Annotated in this window: 21 protein-coding genes; 16 read left to right on the top strand and 5 right to left on the bottom strand. The window is 28.2% G+C overall.

What is annotated here, in order from left to right:
* Positions 1 to 11 precede the first annotated feature (11 nt).
* A complete protein-coding gene (locus ACJJVK_RS10645) occupies positions 12 to 380 on the bottom strand; it encodes a PleD family two-component system response regulator (RefSeq protein WP_215993120.1) in 369 nt (122 codons plus the stop codon).
* 135 nt (positions 381 to 515) lie between these two features.
* Between ACJJVK_RS10645 and ACJJVK_RS10640 the strand changes: the two genes are divergently transcribed.
* Genes ACJJVK_RS10640 through ACJJVK_RS10620 form a run of 5 tightly spaced genes read left to right on the top strand, consistent with a single transcriptional unit; the run spans position 516 to position 3,802 of the window.
* The gene (locus ACJJVK_RS10640) at positions 516 to 890 is read left to right on the top strand and encodes a hypothetical protein (protein WP_405565876.1); all 375 of its coding nucleotides are present in this window, start codon (positions 516 to 518) and stop codon (positions 888 to 890) included.
* A gap of 13 nt (positions 891 to 903) precedes the next feature.
* On the top strand, positions 904 to 2,460 hold the full coding sequence (locus tag ACJJVK_RS10635) for an NAD(P)/FAD-dependent oxidoreductase (protein WP_405565874.1): 1,557 nt from the start codon (positions 904 to 906) through the stop codon (positions 2,458 to 2,460).
* A gap of 35 nt (positions 2,461 to 2,495) precedes the next feature.
* On the top strand, positions 2,496 to 2,678 hold the full coding sequence (locus ACJJVK_RS10630) for a hypothetical protein (RefSeq protein WP_405565873.1): 183 nt from the start codon (positions 2,496 to 2,498) through the stop codon (positions 2,676 to 2,678).
* 9 nt (positions 2,679 to 2,687) lie between these two features.
* A complete protein-coding gene (locus tag ACJJVK_RS10625; protein WP_405568352.1) occupies positions 2,688 to 2,840 on the top strand; it encodes a DUF3024 domain-containing protein in 153 nt (50 codons plus the stop codon).
* Between the two features lie 53 nt (positions 2,841 to 2,893).
* Positions 2,894 to 3,802 (top strand): hypothetical protein, encoded by a 909-nt coding sequence (locus tag ACJJVK_RS10620; RefSeq protein WP_405565871.1) that lies wholly within the window; start codon positions 2,894 to 2,896, stop codon positions 3,800 to 3,802.
* Here ACJJVK_RS10620 and ACJJVK_RS10615 read toward each other — a convergent pair.
* Together ACJJVK_RS10615 and ACJJVK_RS10610 are read right to left on the bottom strand one after the other, a co-directional pair.
* A complete protein-coding gene (locus tag ACJJVK_RS10615) occupies positions 3,795 to 5,645 on the bottom strand; it encodes an adenylate/guanylate cyclase domain-containing protein (protein ID WP_405565870.1) in 1,851 nt (616 codons plus the stop codon). The genes ACJJVK_RS10620 and ACJJVK_RS10615 overlap by 8 nt on opposite strands.
* 18 nt (positions 5,646 to 5,663) lie before the next feature.
* Positions 5,664 to 6,140 (bottom strand): hypothetical protein, encoded by a 477-nt coding sequence (locus ACJJVK_RS10610; RefSeq protein ID WP_405565868.1) that lies wholly within the window; start codon positions 6,138 to 6,140, stop codon positions 5,664 to 5,666.
* A 176-nt stretch (positions 6,141 to 6,316) separates the two neighbouring features.
* Here ACJJVK_RS10610 and ACJJVK_RS10605 point away from each other — a divergent pair, with 176 nt between their 5' ends.
* The 11 genes from ACJJVK_RS10605 to ACJJVK_RS10555 all read left to right on the top strand — a co-directional run bounded on the left by ACJJVK_RS10605 (position 6,317) and on the right by ACJJVK_RS10555 (position 16,252).
* Entirely contained in the window at positions 6,317 to 6,757 is a 441-nt protein-coding gene (locus tag ACJJVK_RS10605) for a RimK/LysX family protein (protein WP_215993126.1), read from the top strand.
* Positions 6,754 to 7,629: a 30S ribosomal protein S6--L-glutamate ligase gene (rimK, locus tag ACJJVK_RS10600; protein WP_405565866.1), complete on the top strand. Its 876-nt coding sequence runs from the start codon at positions 6,754 to 6,756 to the stop codon at positions 7,627 to 7,629. The genes ACJJVK_RS10605 and rimK overlap by 4 nt, the downstream gene beginning before the upstream one ends.
* A complete protein-coding gene (locus tag ACJJVK_RS10595) occupies positions 7,619 to 8,569 on the top strand; it encodes a succinylglutamate desuccinylase/aspartoacylase family protein (protein ID WP_405565865.1) in 951 nt (316 codons plus the stop codon). Before rimK ends, ACJJVK_RS10595 begins: the two co-directional genes overlap by 11 nt.
* Positions 8,570 to 8,596: 27 nt before the next feature.
* Positions 8,597 to 10,045 (top strand): energy transducer TonB, encoded by a 1,449-nt coding sequence (locus tag ACJJVK_RS10590; protein ID WP_405565864.1) that lies wholly within the window; start codon positions 8,597 to 8,599, stop codon positions 10,043 to 10,045.
* A gap of 16 nt (positions 10,046 to 10,061) precedes the next feature.
* Positions 10,062 to 10,709, top strand: coding sequence for a DUF2459 domain-containing protein (locus tag ACJJVK_RS10585; RefSeq protein WP_405565863.1), 648 nt, complete (start codon positions 10,062 to 10,064; stop codon positions 10,707 to 10,709).
* 193 nt (positions 10,710 to 10,902) lie between these two features.
* Positions 10,903 to 11,847 carry an SDR family oxidoreductase gene (locus ACJJVK_RS10580; protein ID WP_405565861.1) on the top strand — a complete coding sequence of 315 codons (945 nt, stop codon included), beginning with the start codon at positions 10,903 to 10,905 and terminating at the stop codon, positions 11,845 to 11,847.
* Positions 11,848 to 11,958: 111 nt separating this feature from the next.
* On the top strand, positions 11,959 to 12,576 hold the full coding sequence (locus tag ACJJVK_RS10575) for a hypothetical protein (RefSeq protein WP_405565859.1): 618 nt from the start codon (positions 11,959 to 11,961) through the stop codon (positions 12,574 to 12,576).
* 19 nt (positions 12,577 to 12,595) lie between these two features.
* Positions 12,596 to 13,414 carry an AraC family transcriptional regulator gene (locus ACJJVK_RS10570; RefSeq protein WP_405565857.1) on the top strand — a complete coding sequence of 273 codons (819 nt, stop codon included), beginning with the start codon at positions 12,596 to 12,598 and terminating at the stop codon, positions 13,412 to 13,414.
* Between the two features lie 19 nt (positions 13,415 to 13,433).
* A complete protein-coding gene (locus ACJJVK_RS10565) occupies positions 13,434 to 13,934 on the top strand; it encodes a hypothetical protein (RefSeq protein WP_405565855.1) in 501 nt (166 codons plus the stop codon).
* Positions 13,935 to 14,031: 97 nt separating this feature from the next.
* Positions 14,032 to 14,706, top strand: coding sequence for a tRNA (guanosine(37)-N1)-methyltransferase TrmD (gene trmD, locus ACJJVK_RS10560; RefSeq protein WP_405565854.1), 675 nt, complete (start codon positions 14,032 to 14,034; stop codon positions 14,704 to 14,706).
* Positions 14,707 to 14,758: 52 nt separating this feature from the next.
* Complete coding sequence (locus ACJJVK_RS10555) at positions 14,759 to 16,252, top strand: glycosyltransferase family 39 protein (RefSeq protein ID WP_405565852.1); 1,494 nt, start codon at positions 14,759 to 14,761, stop codon at positions 16,250 to 16,252.
* Here ACJJVK_RS10555 and ACJJVK_RS10550 read toward each other — a convergent pair.
* Both ACJJVK_RS10550 and ACJJVK_RS10545 read right to left on the bottom strand, forming a co-directional pair.
* On the bottom strand, positions 16,227 to 17,723 hold the full coding sequence (locus ACJJVK_RS10550) for an ArnT family glycosyltransferase (protein WP_405565851.1): 1,497 nt from the start codon (positions 17,721 to 17,723) through the stop codon (positions 16,227 to 16,229). The genes ACJJVK_RS10555 and ACJJVK_RS10550 overlap by 26 nt on opposite strands.
* Positions 17,723 to 18,412 (bottom strand): phosphatase PAP2 family protein, encoded by a 690-nt coding sequence (locus tag ACJJVK_RS10545; protein ID WP_405565850.1) that lies wholly within the window; start codon positions 18,410 to 18,412, stop codon positions 17,723 to 17,725. Before ACJJVK_RS10545 ends, ACJJVK_RS10550 begins: the two co-directional genes overlap by 1 nt.
* Positions 18,413 to 18,664 lie beyond the last annotated feature (252 nt).

The raw sequence follows: 18,664 nt of genomic DNA, 5'->3' as shown, positions 1-18,664 counted from the left end.
CTAGTTATTAATTAAAGTAACATTCTTCTTACTCTAATAGACAATTCATTAGGGCTTAGTGGTTTACTCATAAAATCATTAGCCCCTAAATTAAAAGCTTTTAAAACCATTTCTTCTTGCCCAGAAGAAGAAAATACTAAAATTGGTACTTTACTTTTTAATTGATTTCTTACATGACTTATTATTTCTAAGCCACTAAAATAATCCATCATAACATCTGTTAAAATAATATCAGGATCATCATTTTCAATTAACTCAATAGCTTCTTTACCGTTTTTGGCAATCAAAAGGTGATGGCCGTCTTTTTCTAAACGGAATTTTAAAAGGAGAGATAAAACAGAATTATCTTCAGCTAAAACAATTTTCTTTTTTTTGGTCATAACATGGGGGATGTTTAAAAAATTAATACTATTAATTCTTGCTTAACAAATCTAACAAAAACAAATAAAACAATTCTTATCAATTTTATTTATCTTTACAAAATCTTACACTAATCCCCTAAAATAAGAATAATTATGGAAATTGAAAAGATTTTAACTAGTAATGTGGTTGACTTATCTTCTATTAAAAGCTTTTTTGCGAACGATAAAGACATGCTCATACAATTAATTGGTGTTTATTTATCAGACACAACACCAAGAATAGAAACTTTAGAAGCAAGTCTTTTAGATGTAAATTATGAAGATGTAAGAAGCATTTGCCATTTCCTAAAGTCCTCTTTTGGTTTAATGGGCATAAGCTGCTTAGAAGAAGTTGCTAACTTAGAATTACTAGCTAAAGATCAAGAAAGTCCAGAAGTTATAAAAGAAAAATTAAATAATATTATACCTGTTTGTAAAGAAAGTTTGGTAGAATATAAATTAATATTAGATAAATTAGAAGTACTATAATTTTAGTTTTTAAATGATAAAAGAAATACAGTTACGTGTAAATTTAATAGAAGAACGAAAAGATAACATTCTTAAATACAAAGCATCTAAACAACTTTCTATTGATAAATCTGAAATAACTGCTATTAAAGTTCTACGTAAATCTATTGATGCTCGTAAAAAAGACATCATTTTTAATTATAAAATTGCAGTTTACATTAACGAAAATACACCTGAAAAATCTGATTATTTATTTGAATATAAAGATGTTTCTAATGCAAAAGAAATACATATTGTAGGTTTTGGTCCTGCAGGTATGTACGCTGCTTTACGTTGTATAGAATTAGGCTACAAACCAATTGTTTTAGAACGTGGTAAAAACGTACAAGATAGAAGGCGAGATTTAAGAGCCATTAATCAAGAACATTTTGTAAATGAAGACTCTAACTATTGTTTTGGTGAAGGTGGTGCAGGTACTTATTCTGATGGAAAACTATATACAAGAAGTTTAAAACGTGGTGATGTAAGACGTATTTTTGAAAACTTAGTTTTTCACGGAGCAACAGATCAAATCTTGGTTGATGCACACCCACATATTGGCACTAATAAACTACCTAAAATCATCCAAAATATTCGTGAGAATATTATAAAATTTGGTGGAGAAGTTCATTTTGAAACTAGAGTTACAGATTTTGTTGTAAAAAACAATAAACTACAAGCCATTCAATTACAAAACGGAAATGAAATGGCAGTAAATTCTGTTATTTTAGCAACAGGTCATTCTGCCAGAGATATTTATGAATTATTACATAAAAAAGAAATTGCCTTAAAAGCAAAATCTTTTGCAATGGGAGTTCGTGTAGAACATCCACAAGAAATTATAGATCAAATTCAATATAGTTGCACAGGATCTAGAGATGAATTGTTACCTGCTGCAGCTTACAGTTTAGTGCACCAAGTTAATAACAGAGGTGTGTATTCTTTTTGCATGTGCCCAGGAGGATTTATAGTTCCAGCTGCTACTGCAAATGGAGAAGTTGTTGTAAACGGAATGTCTCCAAGCAAAAGAAATAACAAATTTGCAAATTCTGGAATTGTTGTTGAACTAGACATTGATAGAGATTTTAAAAAATATGAAAAATTTGGCGCTTTAAAAGGATTGGAGTTTCAAAAAGATTTAGAAAAAATTGCCTTTTTTGCTGGTGGAAGATCTCAAACTGCACCTGCACAAAGATTGGGCGATTTTGTTGATGGAAAACTATCTACAGATTTAAATGATTGTTCTTATCAACCAGGGTTAAAATCGGCTCCTTTACATTCTTTATTACCAAAAATTATTGGTGGTAGATTAAGAAAAGGATTTGCTGCTTTTGGGCAAAAAATGCATGGTTATCACACAAACGAAGCAAATATTATTGGTGTAGAATCTAGAACTTCATCTCCAGTAAACATCCCCAGAAAAGAGAATTTGGAGCATACAGAAATAGAAGGTTTATTTCCTTGTGGAGAAGGTGGTGGTTATGCAGGAGGTATTGTTTCTGCAGCTATGGATGGTGAACGATGTGCAGAAGCTGCAATTGCTCAGATGTAATTTTTTCTTTAAATAATCTATATTTTTAAAACAAAATGACAAATAAAACCATTGATATAAATGAGGCTACCATTAAAAATTATGTAGAATCTTTACGTCCAGAAAACCCTGAAATTCGTGCTCAAGTAGATGTTGGATATTCTTATGATGGTAAAGTTGTCTTTCTTTTTGAAATAAGACCTGAATGGGATAATCCACAGAAGAAAGAACAAATTTAATTTGCTAAAATCAGGTATTATAAATCTAAAAAGAAATGGTTTTTATATTGGATGAGAGGCAATGGAAAATGGCATACATATCAACCTTTTCCTGAATCTACACATGTAGGAGAATGCATCCAAATAATTAAAAAAGATGAACATGGTTGTTTTTTTGGATAATACTAAAATAAAAAGTCTGATATACTTTTAACTTATTTTCCATATTTACACTCATGAATCTTTCTAAAAAAGACTTTTTAAAAACACCTAAAGCAGATGTTCACACTCATTTTCATTTAGGTGGCTTACAAAGTATAATAAAAGAAAAATACCCAAATAGTAAGATTATTTTCCCTAATAATTATGATGGACTTTCTGGGATGATAAAATTTATCTACGGAAATTTAAACCAAATAATGCTTACCAAAAAGGATGTTATTAATTTTATGGAAATTTCTATAGAAAGTAGCATTGCAGACAATATTACTCTTTTAGAAGCAAGTGTAGATGTTGGTTTAGCTCGTTTTTTTAATGATTCTATTGATGAATTAATTATAGAAGTAAAAAGGATTAAAGAGAAATACAAAACTTTAATTGATTTTAAACCAGATATAGGTATCAACAAAGACTTAGATTTAAAAAAGGTGTATTCTTATGGAAATCGTTGTATAGAAAGTGGGGTTTTTAATGGTATTGATATTTACGGACAAGAAGCAAATCAAAATTTAAATTCTTTTAAAGAACTGTTTGAAATTGCCAGTAAAAATAAGCTAAAAACCAAAACTCATATTGGTGAATTTTCTGATTACAAATCTATAGAAGAAACTATTAATCTTTTAAATCCTAATGAAATACAACATGGAATTACTGCTGCAAATTCTGAAAAAACAATGGATTTAATTTTAGAAAGAAACATCAGATTAAATATTTGTCCGCAAAGTAATATTGCTCTAGGTGCTGTTGCTAGTTTAAAAAATCATCCTATTAAAAAACTATTTGAAAAAGGTATAAAAATAACAGTAAATACAGATGATTTAATCTTATTTAACACACCACTTTCTGAAGAATTTTACAATTTATACAGCAATAATATTTTTAGTTTTAATGAATTAGAAATTATCAGAAAAAATGCTTTTAACTAAGTTTTTCTACAAAATACATATTTACTTTTCCTTTTCCTTTAGCCTCAATTGCTCCTCTAAATTCAAACGAAAAAGCTTTGTTATCTTTTAGTAAATTGTAAGTAGACTCACTAATATTTACCTTATTTATAGCTCCAGAACTTTCCATTCTACTAGCAACATTTACAGTATCTCCCCAAATATCATAAGCAAACTTTTTACTACCTACAACACCAGCTACAACTGCTCCTGTGTTAACACCAACTCTTATATCTAATTTTAAAGTTTCTTTTGCATGTTTTTTAACAAAATCTACAATTTCTAAAGCAGCCAATACAATATTAGATGCATGATTTTTAGATGGAAAAGGCAAACCACCTGCACACATATAAGCATCACCAATTGTTTTTATTTTTTCTAGGTTATGTTTCTCTATAATTTCATCAAACTTAGAAAAATAAAAATCGATACTTTTTACTAATTCCTCAGGACTTAACTCTTCCGAAAATTTTGTAAAACCCTTAAAATCTGTAAATAACACTGACACAGAATCAAAACTTTTAGCTTTTACACTTCCTTTTTCTTTTAACTCTTCTGCAGTTTCTTTAGGTAAAATATTCTTTAACAATTTATCTGAGCGTTCTTTTTCTGCCTCAATAATTTTACCTGTTTTTACTACATATTTGTTTCTTCTATATAAAGTATTTGCTAAAAAACCAAGTAAAATTAATGCGATAATACTGGCAAAAACAATAATATTTTTCGTTTTATTTTGTTCTTTAGATAAATCTAATTCTGTTTGTTTTCTTTCAATTTCAAATTCAGCTTTTTCGTTAGCTATTTTCTGTGCAATATCTACATTATTTACACTATCTCTATAAATGATGTGATTCTTATAATATTCATAAGATTTTTTAAAATCTTTTTCTTTTTCATAAATAGTTGATAATTTTAAATAACCACTACTAATTTGCCCTTTTAAACCATATTTCTTTGCCCAATAAATACTACTTTTAGCATAAGGTAGTGCTACTTGGGTTTCATCCATTTCAATATAAATATCAGAAATTGAGTGTAAATACACACAAATAGGATAGTAATCTTCATTAGAAACTAATACCTCTATTGCTTTATTAAGGTTTGTTTCTGCTTGCTTATTTTTACCTTTTTTAGCATATACTAAACCAACGTTACCTAAATTATAAGCTTCACCAAGTTCATAATTTGTTGCTTTAAATAGCTTCATAGATTCACTAAAGTAGATTAGTGCAGAGTCTAATTTTTGTTGATTGTAATATTCATCACCTAAATTTAATTGAGCAGAAGCTAAGTTTATAGAATCTAAAAAACTAACCTCTTTAGATATTAAACTACTTTTAAGTAACTGTATACTTTGCTTGTAATATTGAACAGCATTTTTGTTATCTCCAGCTATAGAGTAAACATCTGCAATAGCAATTCTAACAGTACCTTGATCAGAAATTAAATTATTATTTTCTGCAATTTTTAAAGCCTTAAAATAATTCTCTAAAGCAGTAGTTAAATCACTTTTTAGTCTATATGCATTACCTATTTGTAAATACCCATCATAAACGTATTTAATAGAATTTGTTTCTAATGCTAAATCAATTAGCTGTTTACTATAAATAAGAATTTGATCTGTATTTGTTTCGTTAGCAGCTATATTTCCTATTATTTCTAATTTTATAGCGCTATTAAAATCATTTTCTTGTAAAACAATCTTTAAACTATCACTTACTTTTTGATTTTGAGAAAAAACAACATTTACAAACAATAAAAAAAAACCTATTATTAAATAGGCTTTGATATTTTTAGACTTTATTTTAAAAAATTTATACTTCAAAAAAGATAAAATATTTAATTATGATCTTACTCTAATTTTTGGATCTACAATATAAGTAGTATTCAAATCAATAATTCCATTTGTTTTTAAAGCAAAAGTAAAACCAAATTTTGCTTCATCATCTACAGAACCATTAATTACCTTTAAAGTAGCTACAGAAGACTCTACATCAACAGAAGATTCTACTCCACTATCCCAAAACTCACGATCACCAGAAACATAGAAAAAATCAATAATAACTACTTCAACAGCATCAGAAGATGTATCAATTGTATAAAAAATCTCTTCTCCAACCAAAACTTCACTAGTGTATGATGCAGCAGCCTCTCCATTTAAAGAAACCAAACTTGTTGCATCATTATCTTGTAAAGTTAACAAAGCAGCTACATCTAAAGAGCCTGTAACTATTAAATTACTTGTTTCATCATCAGAAGTACTACATGCAGAAATACTAATAAGCATAACTGCCATAAAAAGTTGAACTATTTTTTTCATTTTAATATTTTAAAATTACTAAGAGCCAAATATAGATATTATTTCATGTAATTTAATTAACATCAAATTTATTTACAATACACATTAAATATAACTCAATTTAAACTTATTTATTTTTTTAATACCTCTAAATTTTAAATTACAATTCTTAGTTTTACATTCTTTAATATTAATATATGAAAATTACCATTGGTAGATCTGATATAGCTGATTTCCCTAAATTATCCTTAGTAGATATTGATATAAAAATTGATTCTGGCGCATATACTTCTTCAATACATTGTTCAAATATTGAAGAAATTACGAGTGATAATGACAATTTTATTCGATTTAAATTATTAGACCCGGATCATGATTTATACAACAATAAAGAATTTACCACAAAGAATTATTCTTCTAGAATGGTAAAAAGCTCTAATGGAATAGTAGAAAAAAGGTTTATGATTCAGACAGAAATCACCATTTTTGCTACAACTTTTCCTATTTACTTAACATTAAGCGAACGAAGAGACATGAAATTCCCTATATTATTGGGAAGAAAATTTTTGAATAAAAAATTTGTAATTGATCCTATTAAAAAAAACCTATCTTTCAAATTAAAACAAAGCACCAAATGAGAATAGTTATACTATCTAGAAATCCTAAATTATACTCAACAAGAAGATTAGTTGAAGCTGCAGAAAAAAGAGACCATGAGGTTTTTGTAGTTGACCATTTAAAATGTGACATTGTTATTGAAAAAAAATCTCCAAAAATCTATTATAAAGGAGAATATATTACTGACATTGATGCAATTATACCAAGAATTGGAGCTTCTGTTACTTTTTATGGTACTGCTGTAATTCGTCAATTCGAAATGATGAAGGTTTTTACTTCTGTAACCTCACAAGCATTAACCAGATCTAGAGATAAATTAAGTAGTTTACAAATTTTAGCGAGAGCTGGAGTTGGTTTACCAAAAACCGTTTTTACAAACTATACAAAAGATGTAGAGCATGTTGTAGATTCTGTTGGTGGAGCACCTTTAGTTTTAAAATTATTAGAAGGCACACAAGGTTTAGGTGTTGTTTTAGCAGAAACCAAAAATGCGGCAACTTCAGTTTTAGAGGCTTTTAATGGTTTGGGTGCAAGAGTTATTGCTCAGCAATTTATTAAAGAAGCTGGTGGTGCAGATATTAGAGCTTTTGTGGTTGATGGTAAAGTAATTGGTGCCATGAAACGTCAAGGTAAAGAAGGCGAATTTCGTTCTAATTTACATAGAGGTGGTAATGCAACAGTAATTGAATTAACAGACGAAGAAGAAAAAACAGCACTAAAAGCAACCAAAGCTTTAGGTTTAGGAATTGCTGGTGTAGATATGTTACAATCTTCTAAAGGACCTTTAGTTTTAGAAGTAAACTCTTCTCCTGGTTTAGAAGGAATTGAAGTTGCCACAGGAAAAAACATTGCGAAAGAAATTATCAGATATTTAGAAATACATGCAGAATAACCCTTTTGTACTTTTAGGAGAAACTATTCCTGAAGGAAAACGTACAGTTTTAGATCTAGAAGTTGCTAAATTGCATACTAGAACAACTGTTAAAGTTCCATTGATTATTGAACGTTCTAAAAACCCTGGCCCTGTTGTTTTATTAATGGCAGGTATTCATGGAGATGAAATAAATGGAGTTGGAATTGTAAGAGAAATCATTAACCAAAAGTTAAATAAACCAACAAAGGGAACTATTATCTGCTTGCCCGTTTTTAATATTTTTGGATATCTAATTCAGACAAGAGAATTCCCTGATGGTAGAGATTTAAATCGAGTTTTCCCTGGTTCTAGCAAAGGTTCTTTAGCCAGCCAATTTGCCCATCAATTTATTCAAGAAGTTGCACCTTTAGTAGATTATGTTATCGATTTTCATACAGGTGGAGATCAACGTGATAATGTTCCTCAAATTCGTTGTAACAAAGATGATGACAAAGGTTTAGAATTGGCTAAAATATTTAATCCGCCAGTAATAATGTATTCAAATAATATTGTAAAATCTTTAAGAGAAACTTTACATAAAATGGGCAAAACTGTTTTATTATTCGAAGGCGGAAAAACCAAAGAATTAGACCCTACAGTAATTAACGAAGGTGTAAACGGAACTAAAAACGTACTGATTCACTTAGGTTTAATTGAAGGAGAAATAACTGTCAGAGAAACGCCTGTTTATGTTAAAAAATCGAAATGGTTACGTGCTATGCATTCTGGCATGCTTAAAGTTATGGTTAAAAACGGAAGCTATGTAAAAAAGAAAGACATTTTAGGTGTAATACAAGATCCTTTTGGAGAGTTTAAAAAAAGGGTTTATGCACCTCATAATGGTTATGTATTTTGCATTAATAAAACCCCAATTGTAAACAAAGGGGATGCTTTATTTCACGTTAGTATTGAAGAATAATTATTAAAAACCCTAAATAAATTAGCTATGAAAAACTATTTATTAATTTTTACAATCTTTTCATTTTTTATTGGCTTTTCCCAAACCAATAGCGAATTTGATTATGAAAAATACTCAAATCCAAATCCTGAAAATGAACTTTCTTTGTATTTTAAAAATGAAATCAAGAAAAAACTATTAAGAAACGCTCGTTTTCAAACAAAAAAAAATAATATCACATTATCATTTTTTATAAATAATGAAAGAAAACCATACAATATAAGTGTATCTTCTTTTGGTTCATCTGATTTTAATAAAGCAGTAATAAGTGCATTTAAAGAATTTCCTTTAGATAAATTTAAATCAGATTCTTTAGATACCAGAAATAAATATTCTTTACAAATTGTTAGTAAAAAAGGTAGTAAAAACATTTTTAATTGTAGTACTAAATTAGTTGTAGAAACTCCTCCTGTTTGTGAGCAATGTGAAGATTTAAAATTTTATCCAGATATAAAATCTTGTCTAAATTTAGAGGTAAGAAAACTTTTTTACGAAAAAGCAGATTTTAGGATTTTAGATAATAGTACAGAAGAAGAAACTGATCTTTACATACAATTCTCAGTAACTAAATCTGGTGAATTAAAAATGACTAAAAAGACAAGAGTACCTTTCGAATTTCTTTCAGAGGCTGATAAAATTATAAGTTCTTTTCCTAAAGTAAAAACAGTTAGTTATAAAGCTGATAAAAAGATTGAACCTTTACATAGTTTTACAATTACATTTAAAAAAGGAAAAACACCAAAACTAATAAACAAAGAAGTTAAATACGATTCACTTTTTAAACGTTCTTCAACAAATGAATTAGCACTTTATTTTATTGATAAATTAAAAAATATTGATATAAACATTGCTAGTTTAAGCAGTATTAAAAATCAAGTTAATTTATATTTTGAATTAGATAAAAAGAATAAAGTTATTAATGTTAATACTACTTCTAGATCAGACTTTTTAGACAAAAAGATTATCGAAATCTTTAATGAATACCCAGTAGAAAAATTAAATTTTAAAAGTAAAGAACCATTAAAAAGATACTTTCTGCAAATACTAAAATATAAAGATGATAAAGTATTTGTAGAAACAAATAGCTTAATTGGTTCAGAAAAAATCCCTTTGTTTCCTGGTTGTGAAAATTCGGTTAATTATGAAGGTGCCAAAAAATGCTTCAGTAGAGGTGTACAGATGCATTTTGCAAAGAAATTTGACATTGATTTACCCAAAAAAATAGGATTAAGCAAAGGAAGAAAAAGAGTATTTATAGCATTTAAAATCAATACAAAAGGAAAAATTGTAAATATTCTAGTAAAAGCACCTCATCCTAGAATTAAAGAGGAAGTAATAAAAGTAATGAAAGAAATGCCAAAAATTGAACCTGGAACTCAAGGAGGTGAACCTGTAAATATAAAATATAGTATACCTTTTACTTTGATTGTTGAATAATTAGCGTACAAAGTATATGAGAATAGGAAAAAGAATAATAAAATGGTTTTTATATTTTTTGCTAATTCATATAACCTATATTTTGGTCTCTTTAATTCTTTCATCTATTACAGTTGATAAAATTGTAACTAATGAAAGTTCTGAAAAACTTATTTATTTAAGTACAAATGGAGTTCATTTAGACCTTATACTTCCAATTGAAAATGTTGACAGCTTCGTATTATCTGGATTAAAATATAAAAAAAATGAAAAATATTTATCTTTTGGTTGGGGAGATGAAAACTTCTACATAAACACACCAACTTGGGATGATCTTACTTTTAAAAATGCTTTTAGTGCAGTCTTTTTAAAAAGCTCTACATTAATACACATAACTCGTTACAAACATAAATATTCTGATTGGGTTGCAATAAAAGTTAATGAATCTGAATTAAAAAAACTGAATAACTACTTATTTAACACCTTTAAGACTGATAAAAACAGAAAGAAAATAATTCTTGAAAATAAAGGTTATTCTTCAACAGACGATTTTTATAAATCTAAAGGAAGTTATTCTGCTTTTAAAACATGTAATACTTGGGTAAATACTGGTTTCAAAAAAAGTGGATTAAAGTCTGCTCTCTGGACACCTTTTGATTTTGGACTAATCAATAAATACAAGTAAAATTCTATTGACAGCTTTTCTAGTAAATAACCTAGCAAATCATTTGTAAGCCCATTAATCATCATAAAAATAAAAAAATACATACCCTCAACTTTTTAACAAACACAAAAAGACTTTTAAACAAATTTTTTATTTAAATTCCTTTAGATCTTTGTACCAAAATAAAAAAGTATAAAATCTAAATAAAATAAAAATGAGTAATCAATTTGGTAAAAAAGGTTGGACACCTGATAGAATCGAAAATTTAAAAGATAAAACATTTGTTATAACTGGCGCTAATGCAGGTGCTGGTTTCGAAGCTTCAAAAATATTATTGAGCAAAGGTGCTGAAGTTGTAATGTTGAATAGAAATGAGCAAAAATCAATTGCAGCAATCAACGAACTTAAATCTGAATTTGGTGCAAATGCAAACGTATCCTTTATAAAAATGGATTTAGCATCACTTTCTTCTGTAAGAAATGCGGCTAAAGAAATCTTAAAAACACTGCCAAAAATTGATGCTTTACTTTGCAATGCTGCAGTTGCTCAATTGGCAAAACAAGAATTTACTTCAGACGGATTTGAAAGCCAATTAGGCATCAATCATTATGGGCATTTTTTATTGATCTCTCTTCTTTTTAATAAAGTTGAAACTTCAAAAGGTAAAATTGTAGTGGTTGGTAGTGAAGGTTATAAAATGGGATTAAAAACCATTCAGTTTAATGATATGAATTTTGATAAAAACTATCATTCAAACAACACTTATTGCCACAGTAAATTAGCTCAAATTATGTTTGCATACGAACTGCAAAACAGAATTAAAAAAGCAAACAAAGATGTTAAGGTATATGTTTGTCATCCAGGAGCATCAAAAACATCTTTAATTAAAAAAGATGCACCTTTAATTACTAGAATTACGTGGTCTATTCTTTCTAATTTACCCATTGTACAATCTGCAGAAAAAGGAGCTTATCCAGAATTAATGTGTGCTACAGAAAAAGACTTAAAACAAAAAGCCTATTATGGACCAACAGGAAGAAATAATTGGACAGGTCCTGTAGGTGAATGCGAAGTAGAATCTTTTGTTTACGATAGCAAAATTGCATCTAAATTATGGACAGTTTCAGAAAAAGCAACTCAACAAAAATTCGAGCTATAAATAGCACAAAACCTGTAAAAAAAAAAACTTAATGAAGTATACAGCTGTATATCAGAAAATTGAACATCTGTTATCTTCTTTAAAAAATTATAAATTTACAACACAAATTATATGAATTCATTTAAAAAATTAGCAGTTTTAGGGATACTTTTCATCAATTTAAATCTTTTTTCTCAAGATAGAAATTGGACAATAAAAACAACTAAAGATGAAAAAACAACTGTAAAGTATGATATTGAAAAAGAAAATGGTGGCACACATATGTTTTATATTGCAACGCAAACCGTAAATACTTCAATATCTGAATTGGCTGATTATTTCTCAAAATCATCAAACCATAAAAACTTTTTAGAAAATACACCTAAGAGCGAAGAGGTAGAAAAGATTTCTGATAATGAATGGATTACATATTATTTTTTTGATGCTCCTTGGCCAATGCCAAATAGCGATGTTGTTGTAAAATTTAAGAAAACTAAAAAAGACAATAAAATATTTTTTACAGCAAATGCCATAAATAACGATTATAAAGAATCTGATGTAGAACGTTTATCTACCTATACATTTATTTATGAATTCGAGAAAATTGATGAGCAAAACACAAAAATCACCATTAATGCCAATTTTATTTCAGTTGGCTCTGTTCCTAATTTTTTAGTAAAAACCTGGTTTCCAAAAGGTCCTGCAAAAATTATTAGTAACTTAAGTTCAAAAAAAGTGAGTTTAGATTAATATCTTTGTTATAGAGATTATGGAACAAATAGAAACAACTGAAAAAGGCAAGGTTTTTATGACCTGTAAAATTGATAAAGAATACACCTGGGAAAACGTATATCATCAACATATTATAGCCTTTATTTATTCTGGTGAATTAGAAATTACTTACGGAAAAAATACTGTGAATTTTGTGGAAGGTGATACTATTTTGGTTCCTAAAAATCAATTGTCTAGAAGTATTAAAAAACCAATTGATGGGCAACCTTTTAAATGTTTATCCATGGCAATTCCTGAAAAAAACTTGCGCGAATTTTATGCAAATAGAACTGTTTTAGAAACTTGGAGCGAAAATGCATTAAAAGAAAGACCAGTAAAATCGAACACGTTATTAAAAAGTTATTTTAGTTCTTTATTGCCTTATTTTGAAATGCAAGACGAATTGCCTGCACCTCTTGTAGACATTAAAATTCTAGAAGCCTTAACTATTATAGATGCTGCAGACAAAAGAGCAAGTGCGATTTTAGGTACTTTTAGCGAAATAGGTAAAATCGACTTAAAAAATTACATGGAAGAGCATTATATGTACAATCTTCCGTTAGAAAAATTTGCTGCACTAACAGGCAGAAGTCTCACCACTTTTAAATCTGATTTCAAAAAGATTTTTAAAAATACACCTGGCAAATGGTTAACAGAAAAAAGACTGAATTTAGCTCATTATAAACTAAATGCAGAAAAACTAAAAACTTCTGATGTGTATTTATCAGTTGGTTTTGAAAACCTTTCTCATTTTTCTTTTGCTTTTAAAAAAGCCTTTGGTTACAATCCAAGTACTTTGGCCAACAACAATTATTAAACAAAATAAATTTTACATAATGGACATTTTAAAACTAGCTACAGAATGGGCTAAATATGAAGTTTTTTCGTCTAAATTTTTCATCTTTTTCGGAATTCTTTTTCTTTTGGCAACCATAGGTTTTTGGCAATTAGGCAAAACAGAAATTGCTAAAGCGTTTGTTTATCCAACTTTAGTTGCAGGCATTTTAATCTTAACAGTGGGTGTTGGATTACTGTATGCAAACACCACAAGAATTAAAACTTTTACAGAAGACTACAATACTGATGCTTCTGCCTTTGTAAAATCGGAAATTGTTAGAGCAGAAAAATCTATGGGCGAGTATAAACTCATTGTTTTTAAAGTAATTCCGATAATGATTATCATTGCAGCCTTGTGCATCATTTTTTTTGATAAACCAATTTGGCGTGCCATAAGTACCACAAGCATTGCAATGCTCGTTGTAATTTTATTGGTTGATAATAATGCCAATGCTAGAATTGTAAATTATCATCAACAATTAATATCCATAAAAAAATAAAAATATTTTGGTTGATGCTATTTTTCGATAACCAAATCTTTCTTAAACTTTAAAAAAGCATATTTTTAAAACTATTTAAATATCCTACATTTGCAATATGCGAATAGATATTATTTCAGTTGCACCTAATTTATTAGAAAGTCCTTTTAATCATTCTATTGTAAAAAGGGCACAAGAAAAAGGTTTGGCAAAAATTGTAATTCACGATTTACGTAAATACGGTTTAGGCAATTATAAACAAATAGACGACACCCAATTTGGTGGTGGTGCAGGTATGGTTTTAATGATAGAACCTATTGCCAATTGTATCAAAGATTTACAAGCAGAGAGAACGTATGATGAAATTATTTATATGACTCCAGATGCAAAAACACTAAATCAAAGTACAGCAAACACACTATCGTTAAAAGAAAATATTTTAATTCTTACAGGGCATTATAAAGGTGTAGATCAAAGAATTAGAGACAAATACATTACCAAAGAAATTTCTATTGGCGATTATGTTTTAACAGGTGGTGAATTGGCTGCTGCAGTTTTGGTTGATGCTGTTGTGCGTTTAATTCCTGGGGTTATTGGTGATGAACAATCTGCACTTACAGATTCTTTTCAAGACAATTTATTATCACCTCCTGTGTACACAAGACCTGCAGATTATGAAGGTATGAAAGTACCTGAAGTTTTATTATCGGGTAATTTTCCTAAAATTGATGATTGGAGAAGCGAACAAGCTTACAAAAGAACTGAAGAGATTAGACCAGATTTAATAGATTAATAGACCTTTTAGGTTTTAAAAACCTGAAAGGTTTTATAAAAAACGAGCCCTTTTGAATACAATAACAAGCTTCATAAAAAATAACAAAGCCATTTCTTGGGTTTTAGGTTTTCAGCTTTTTAGGTTGATATTACTCCCATTTATGGGATTAATGCCACAAGATGCTTACTATTATTTATATGGACAGAATTTGTCTTTATCTTATTTCGATCATCCAGGAATGATAGGTTATTGTTTAAGAATCTTTACAGACATTTTTGGGCAAACTGTGTTTGTAGTAAAACTTACAGATTTTGTAATTACTTCTTTAACATTATTCAGTTTTTATAAATTAGCTTCTTATTTTTTATCCAAACAAAAAGTAGAAAATGCCATTGTTTTACTAGCTTCTACCCTATTTATTTCTATTTTATCTTTTAATTCTACACCAGATGTACCTTTATTATTATTTTGGACACTGAGTATTATCTGCTTATACAAAGCAATTTTCGAAGAAAAAAAATGGTATTGGATTTTTGGCGGAATTGCAATGGGACTCGCTTTTAACAGCAAATACACAGCTTTAGTTTTACAAATCGGATTAATTTTATTCGTAATTTTTTCGAACAAACACAGAAAATTATTGCTTTCTCCTTGGTTTTGGTTTTGCTTAATCCTTTCTGTGGCAATTACTTTTCCTGTTTGGTATTGGAACTATCAAAACGAATTTGCTTCGTTTGCTTTCCAATCTTCAGAAAGAACAAGTTCTATTTCAGAATTTAAATTGAATCCTAGCTTTTTCTTTGGGGCAATTGGTCATCAACTATTTTTATTGTTACCTGTTTTGTTTTTGGTATTTATCACATTTACCTTTAAATTTATAAAAAGAGCTCTTTTAAAATTTAAATTACCACCAACTAAAACCTTATTTTTATTGGCATTTTTTATCCCAACTTTTGTTGGTTTCTTTAGCTTAACACCTATTTATTGGGTAAAACTAAACTGGATGATGCCTTCTTACATTACCGGAATTATTTTGGCAGGAATGTTCATCAACAAAAAATTGCTAAAAATTCAAGTTATTTTTTCTGTTGTTTTTCATGTTTTAATTGCCCTGCAAATTTTGTTTTATTTAATACCAATTAAAAGCGATGATACTTGGGTGGGTTGGAAAGAACTCGCCATAGAAACCGAAAAATTACAAGAAGAATACACCAATTCTTTTGTTTTTTCTGATGATAATTATAAAACTTCGGCTTGTTTAAATTTTTATATGGATGATAAAGTGTATGCTCAAAACATCATTGGTTTGCCTGCTTTACATTTCGATTATTTGGGTGATGATTTATCGACCTTAAATGGAAAAAATGCCATTTTTATAGATTCTGACAAACGTTTTAAAAACAAAGATAAAAAAGGCGAAAATCATCCAAAAATTGATCATTATTTTGACAAAGTAACAGAACTAACCCCAATTATCATCAAAAGAAATGGTAAAGAAATTCGTAAATATTGGGTGTTTTATTGCGAAAATTATAAGTCTAATGCTTTAACATCACATAAATAAAAACATTTTTTACAACTTTTTTATTTCTGGTAATCTCAATGGTTTTTATAAGCTGAAATTCATCAAATTGTGTAAAAATTTCTTCAGGATTCTTATAATTTCTACTGTCTGTAATGTACAGCACTTTTTGGTCATTTAATTTAGGATGTTCTTTATTAATCCAATAATATTTATGAATAGCTGGCAACTCACCCACTCCATAAACCAACATATTATTTGGTCTGGCTATATAATAATCGATGTGTGCTGCAGGAAACCATTTTTCGGATACAATTGGCAAATGCGTTAATTGATGATCAACCAAAACTTTACTTACTTTTTCTGAAGCTTGTTGCCAACCATACAAATCCATTAAAGCATCATTCTTTCCTAAAGTTTCTTTTTTTTCTGATTTTGATGCTGGTAAAAACCAACCATTATTAATTTCTAAGGTTACCAAACTTAATAATAGCAACAAAAAACAAAATCCTCTAATTAATTTTCTTTGAATGTTTTTTCGATTCGAAATATAAACTGCCAATAAAGGCATTAAGGTTAAATAAGACACTCCAGACCAATGAGCTAAAGTATCTCTAGAAATAGATAGGTAAATTGTAGTGGCAATTAATGGCAATGAAAACAATAAAAAGAAACTGGTTATTTTAGCATTAAACAGAAGTTTCTTTTTAACAATGGCAATAATCATTAGAATAATAGAAACAAATACATAAGGATTATTATAAACCAATTGCCCTAAAATCTCTCTTAAAAAAGCGTCTTTATTAAAAGACAAATTGAAAAATGAAACTCGATTATTATGGAATTTATAACTGATATAATCATTTTGATAGTTCCAATAAAATATTAGTAAAACTGAAAGCAAAGGAAAAACAAAAGCCAAATAAAACCTTCCTTTTTTTAACCATTTTTTATTAAAAAACAAGACATAAAAAAACACTCCTACTAATAAATATATTGCTTGGTATTTAGAATAAATAGCTAAGCCAATACTTAAAAATCCAAGAAAAAGTTTTAATGTACTTGCTTTTTCTGGTAACTCTGGAATTACTTGAATCAAAAAATAAAAGCTCAACAACCAAAACAAAACCATTGGTGCATCTGGCAAAATAAAAGTTCCAGAAATTATTAAACCATAAATACTGATGTTGAATAATAAAACACTTAAAAAACCAACAAATTCGTCTTTAATATATACTCCTATTAAATAAACGATATATATTGCTATACTTATGGGTAAAATTGCGGCTAATCTGATAACTAATTCAGTATCAAAAAAAAGGTTAAAAGAAAATAATTGAATAAATAAACCAACCATTCCTGGGTGATCAAAATGACTAATGTCTGGGTATTTTGCATACAACCAATAATAAACTTCGTCATTACCAAATTCAAGTTGACTAGCCCAAAATATTCTAAAGAGTGTACTAATTGCTATAAAAAGCAATGCATAATTTCTATACGATTTTTGCATTAACTCACTCTATTTGCTTTGCAAAATATAGACATACTTGTAATACCAATTATGATGCCTATAAAAGAGCCGAAAAATATATCAATTAAAAAATGCTGAGATAAATACACTCTAGATAAACCTGCAACAATAGCTAATGAAACCCACAAATATTGCGATTTACATTTTGCAAAATACAAACACAAGATTGTAAATATGGCAAACGCAGTTGTTGTATGCCCAGAAGGAAAAGAGTTTAACATTGCCATTTTTACACCATCTACCAAATGTAAACTCTCATCATTCAAAGCTGCTGCTGGTCTTAAAATACCTTTAAATAAAATCTTCTTAAACAAATGCGTTATTAATAAAGTTAAAACTCCACTAACCACAAAAACATAAAACATTTTTCTTTTTATAAACAAAAACACAACAGCTAAAACTCCGAAAATTGCACCATCACCTAAAAAAGTAAAGTATTTAAAAAACACATCAAAAAAAGAAGAATGCAATCTATTAATCTTTAAATGCAAAGCATATTTATTAAAGATTGAAATAAAGATGATTGAAGTAGCAAAAAATAAAGTATAAATAAAAAGAATCTCTCTTTTTACAACGGATAAGTTAGCAACTAACCTATTTTGTACTTTAAATAATAAAATAAAAATTCTATTCGTTGATTTTTGAGTAATTGTAACAGTTTGTTGCATTGCATAGTAATTTTATCAATTACTCAAAACTAGCACTGCATTGTAACTGTAATATTATGGCAAGTTTAAAATTTGATAAATATATTGCACGTAATCTTTTAACACACAACTATTTCTTTAAATTAAACCAACGAAAATTAATACAAAATAAATCTTTATTTAATGTTGCATTTTAATAAAATTGTATAAATTTGCACTCGCTAAACTAACCTCTGACGAGAATCGTGAATGTTGCTTTACGAAACCTATAAA

Source organism: Polaribacter sp. Asnod6-C07, assembly GCF_045063625.1.
In the GTDB taxonomy this organism is placed as follows: domain Bacteria; phylum Bacteroidota; class Bacteroidia; order Flavobacteriales; family Flavobacteriaceae; genus Polaribacter; species Polaribacter vadi_A.
This window is presented reverse-complemented; position numbering and strand designations above follow the sequence as displayed.

What these genes read in the sequence shown, in the direction of transcription:
- ACJJVK_RS10645 (WP_215993120.1), bottom strand. Translation starts at nt 380, where the DNA reads ATGACCAAAAAAAAGAAAATTGTTTTAGCTGAAGATAATTCTGTTTTA.
- ACJJVK_RS10640 (WP_405565876.1), top strand. Translation starts at nt 516, where the DNA reads ATGGAAATTGAAAAGATTTTAACTAGTAATGTGGTTGACTTATCTTCT.
- ACJJVK_RS10635 (WP_405565874.1), top strand. Translation starts at nt 904, where the DNA reads ATGATAAAAGAAATACAGTTACGTGTAAATTTAATAGAAGAACGAAAA.
- ACJJVK_RS10630 (WP_405565873.1), top strand. Translation starts at nt 2,496, where the DNA reads ATGACAAATAAAACCATTGATATAAATGAGGCTACCATTAAAAATTAT.
- ACJJVK_RS10620 (WP_405565871.1), top strand. Translation starts at nt 2,894, where the DNA reads ATGAATCTTTCTAAAAAAGACTTTTTAAAAACACCTAAAGCAGATGTT.
- ACJJVK_RS10610 (WP_405565868.1), bottom strand. Translation starts at nt 6,140, where the DNA reads ATGAAAAAAATAGTTCAACTTTTTATGGCAGTTATGCTTATTAGTATT.
- ACJJVK_RS10605 (WP_215993126.1), top strand. Translation starts at nt 6,317, where the DNA reads ATGAAAATTACCATTGGTAGATCTGATATAGCTGATTTCCCTAAATTA.
- rimK (WP_405565866.1), top strand. Translation starts at nt 6,754, where the DNA reads ATGAGAATAGTTATACTATCTAGAAATCCTAAATTATACTCAACAAGA.
- ACJJVK_RS10595 (WP_405565865.1), top strand. Translation starts at nt 7,619, where the DNA reads ATGCAGAATAACCCTTTTGTACTTTTAGGAGAAACTATTCCTGAAGGA.
- ACJJVK_RS10590 (WP_405565864.1), top strand. Translation starts at nt 8,597, where the DNA reads ATGAAAAACTATTTATTAATTTTTACAATCTTTTCATTTTTTATTGGC.
- ACJJVK_RS10585 (WP_405565863.1), top strand. Translation starts at nt 10,062, where the DNA reads ATGAGAATAGGAAAAAGAATAATAAAATGGTTTTTATATTTTTTGCTA.
- ACJJVK_RS10580 (WP_405565861.1), top strand. Translation starts at nt 10,903, where the DNA reads ATGAGTAATCAATTTGGTAAAAAAGGTTGGACACCTGATAGAATCGAA.
- ACJJVK_RS10575 (WP_405565859.1), top strand. Translation starts at nt 11,959, where the DNA reads ATGAATTCATTTAAAAAATTAGCAGTTTTAGGGATACTTTTCATCAAT.
- ACJJVK_RS10570 (WP_405565857.1), top strand. Translation starts at nt 12,596, where the DNA reads ATGGAACAAATAGAAACAACTGAAAAAGGCAAGGTTTTTATGACCTGT.
- ACJJVK_RS10565 (WP_405565855.1), top strand. Translation starts at nt 13,434, where the DNA reads ATGGACATTTTAAAACTAGCTACAGAATGGGCTAAATATGAAGTTTTT.
- trmD (WP_405565854.1), top strand. Translation starts at nt 14,032, where the DNA reads ATGCGAATAGATATTATTTCAGTTGCACCTAATTTATTAGAAAGTCCT.
- ACJJVK_RS10550 (WP_405565851.1), bottom strand. Translation starts at nt 17,723, where the DNA reads ATGCAAAAATCGTATAGAAATTATGCATTGCTTTTTATAGCAATTAGT.
- ACJJVK_RS10545 (WP_405565850.1), bottom strand. Translation starts at nt 18,412, where the DNA reads ATGCAACAAACTGTTACAATTACTCAAAAATCAACGAATAGAATTTTT.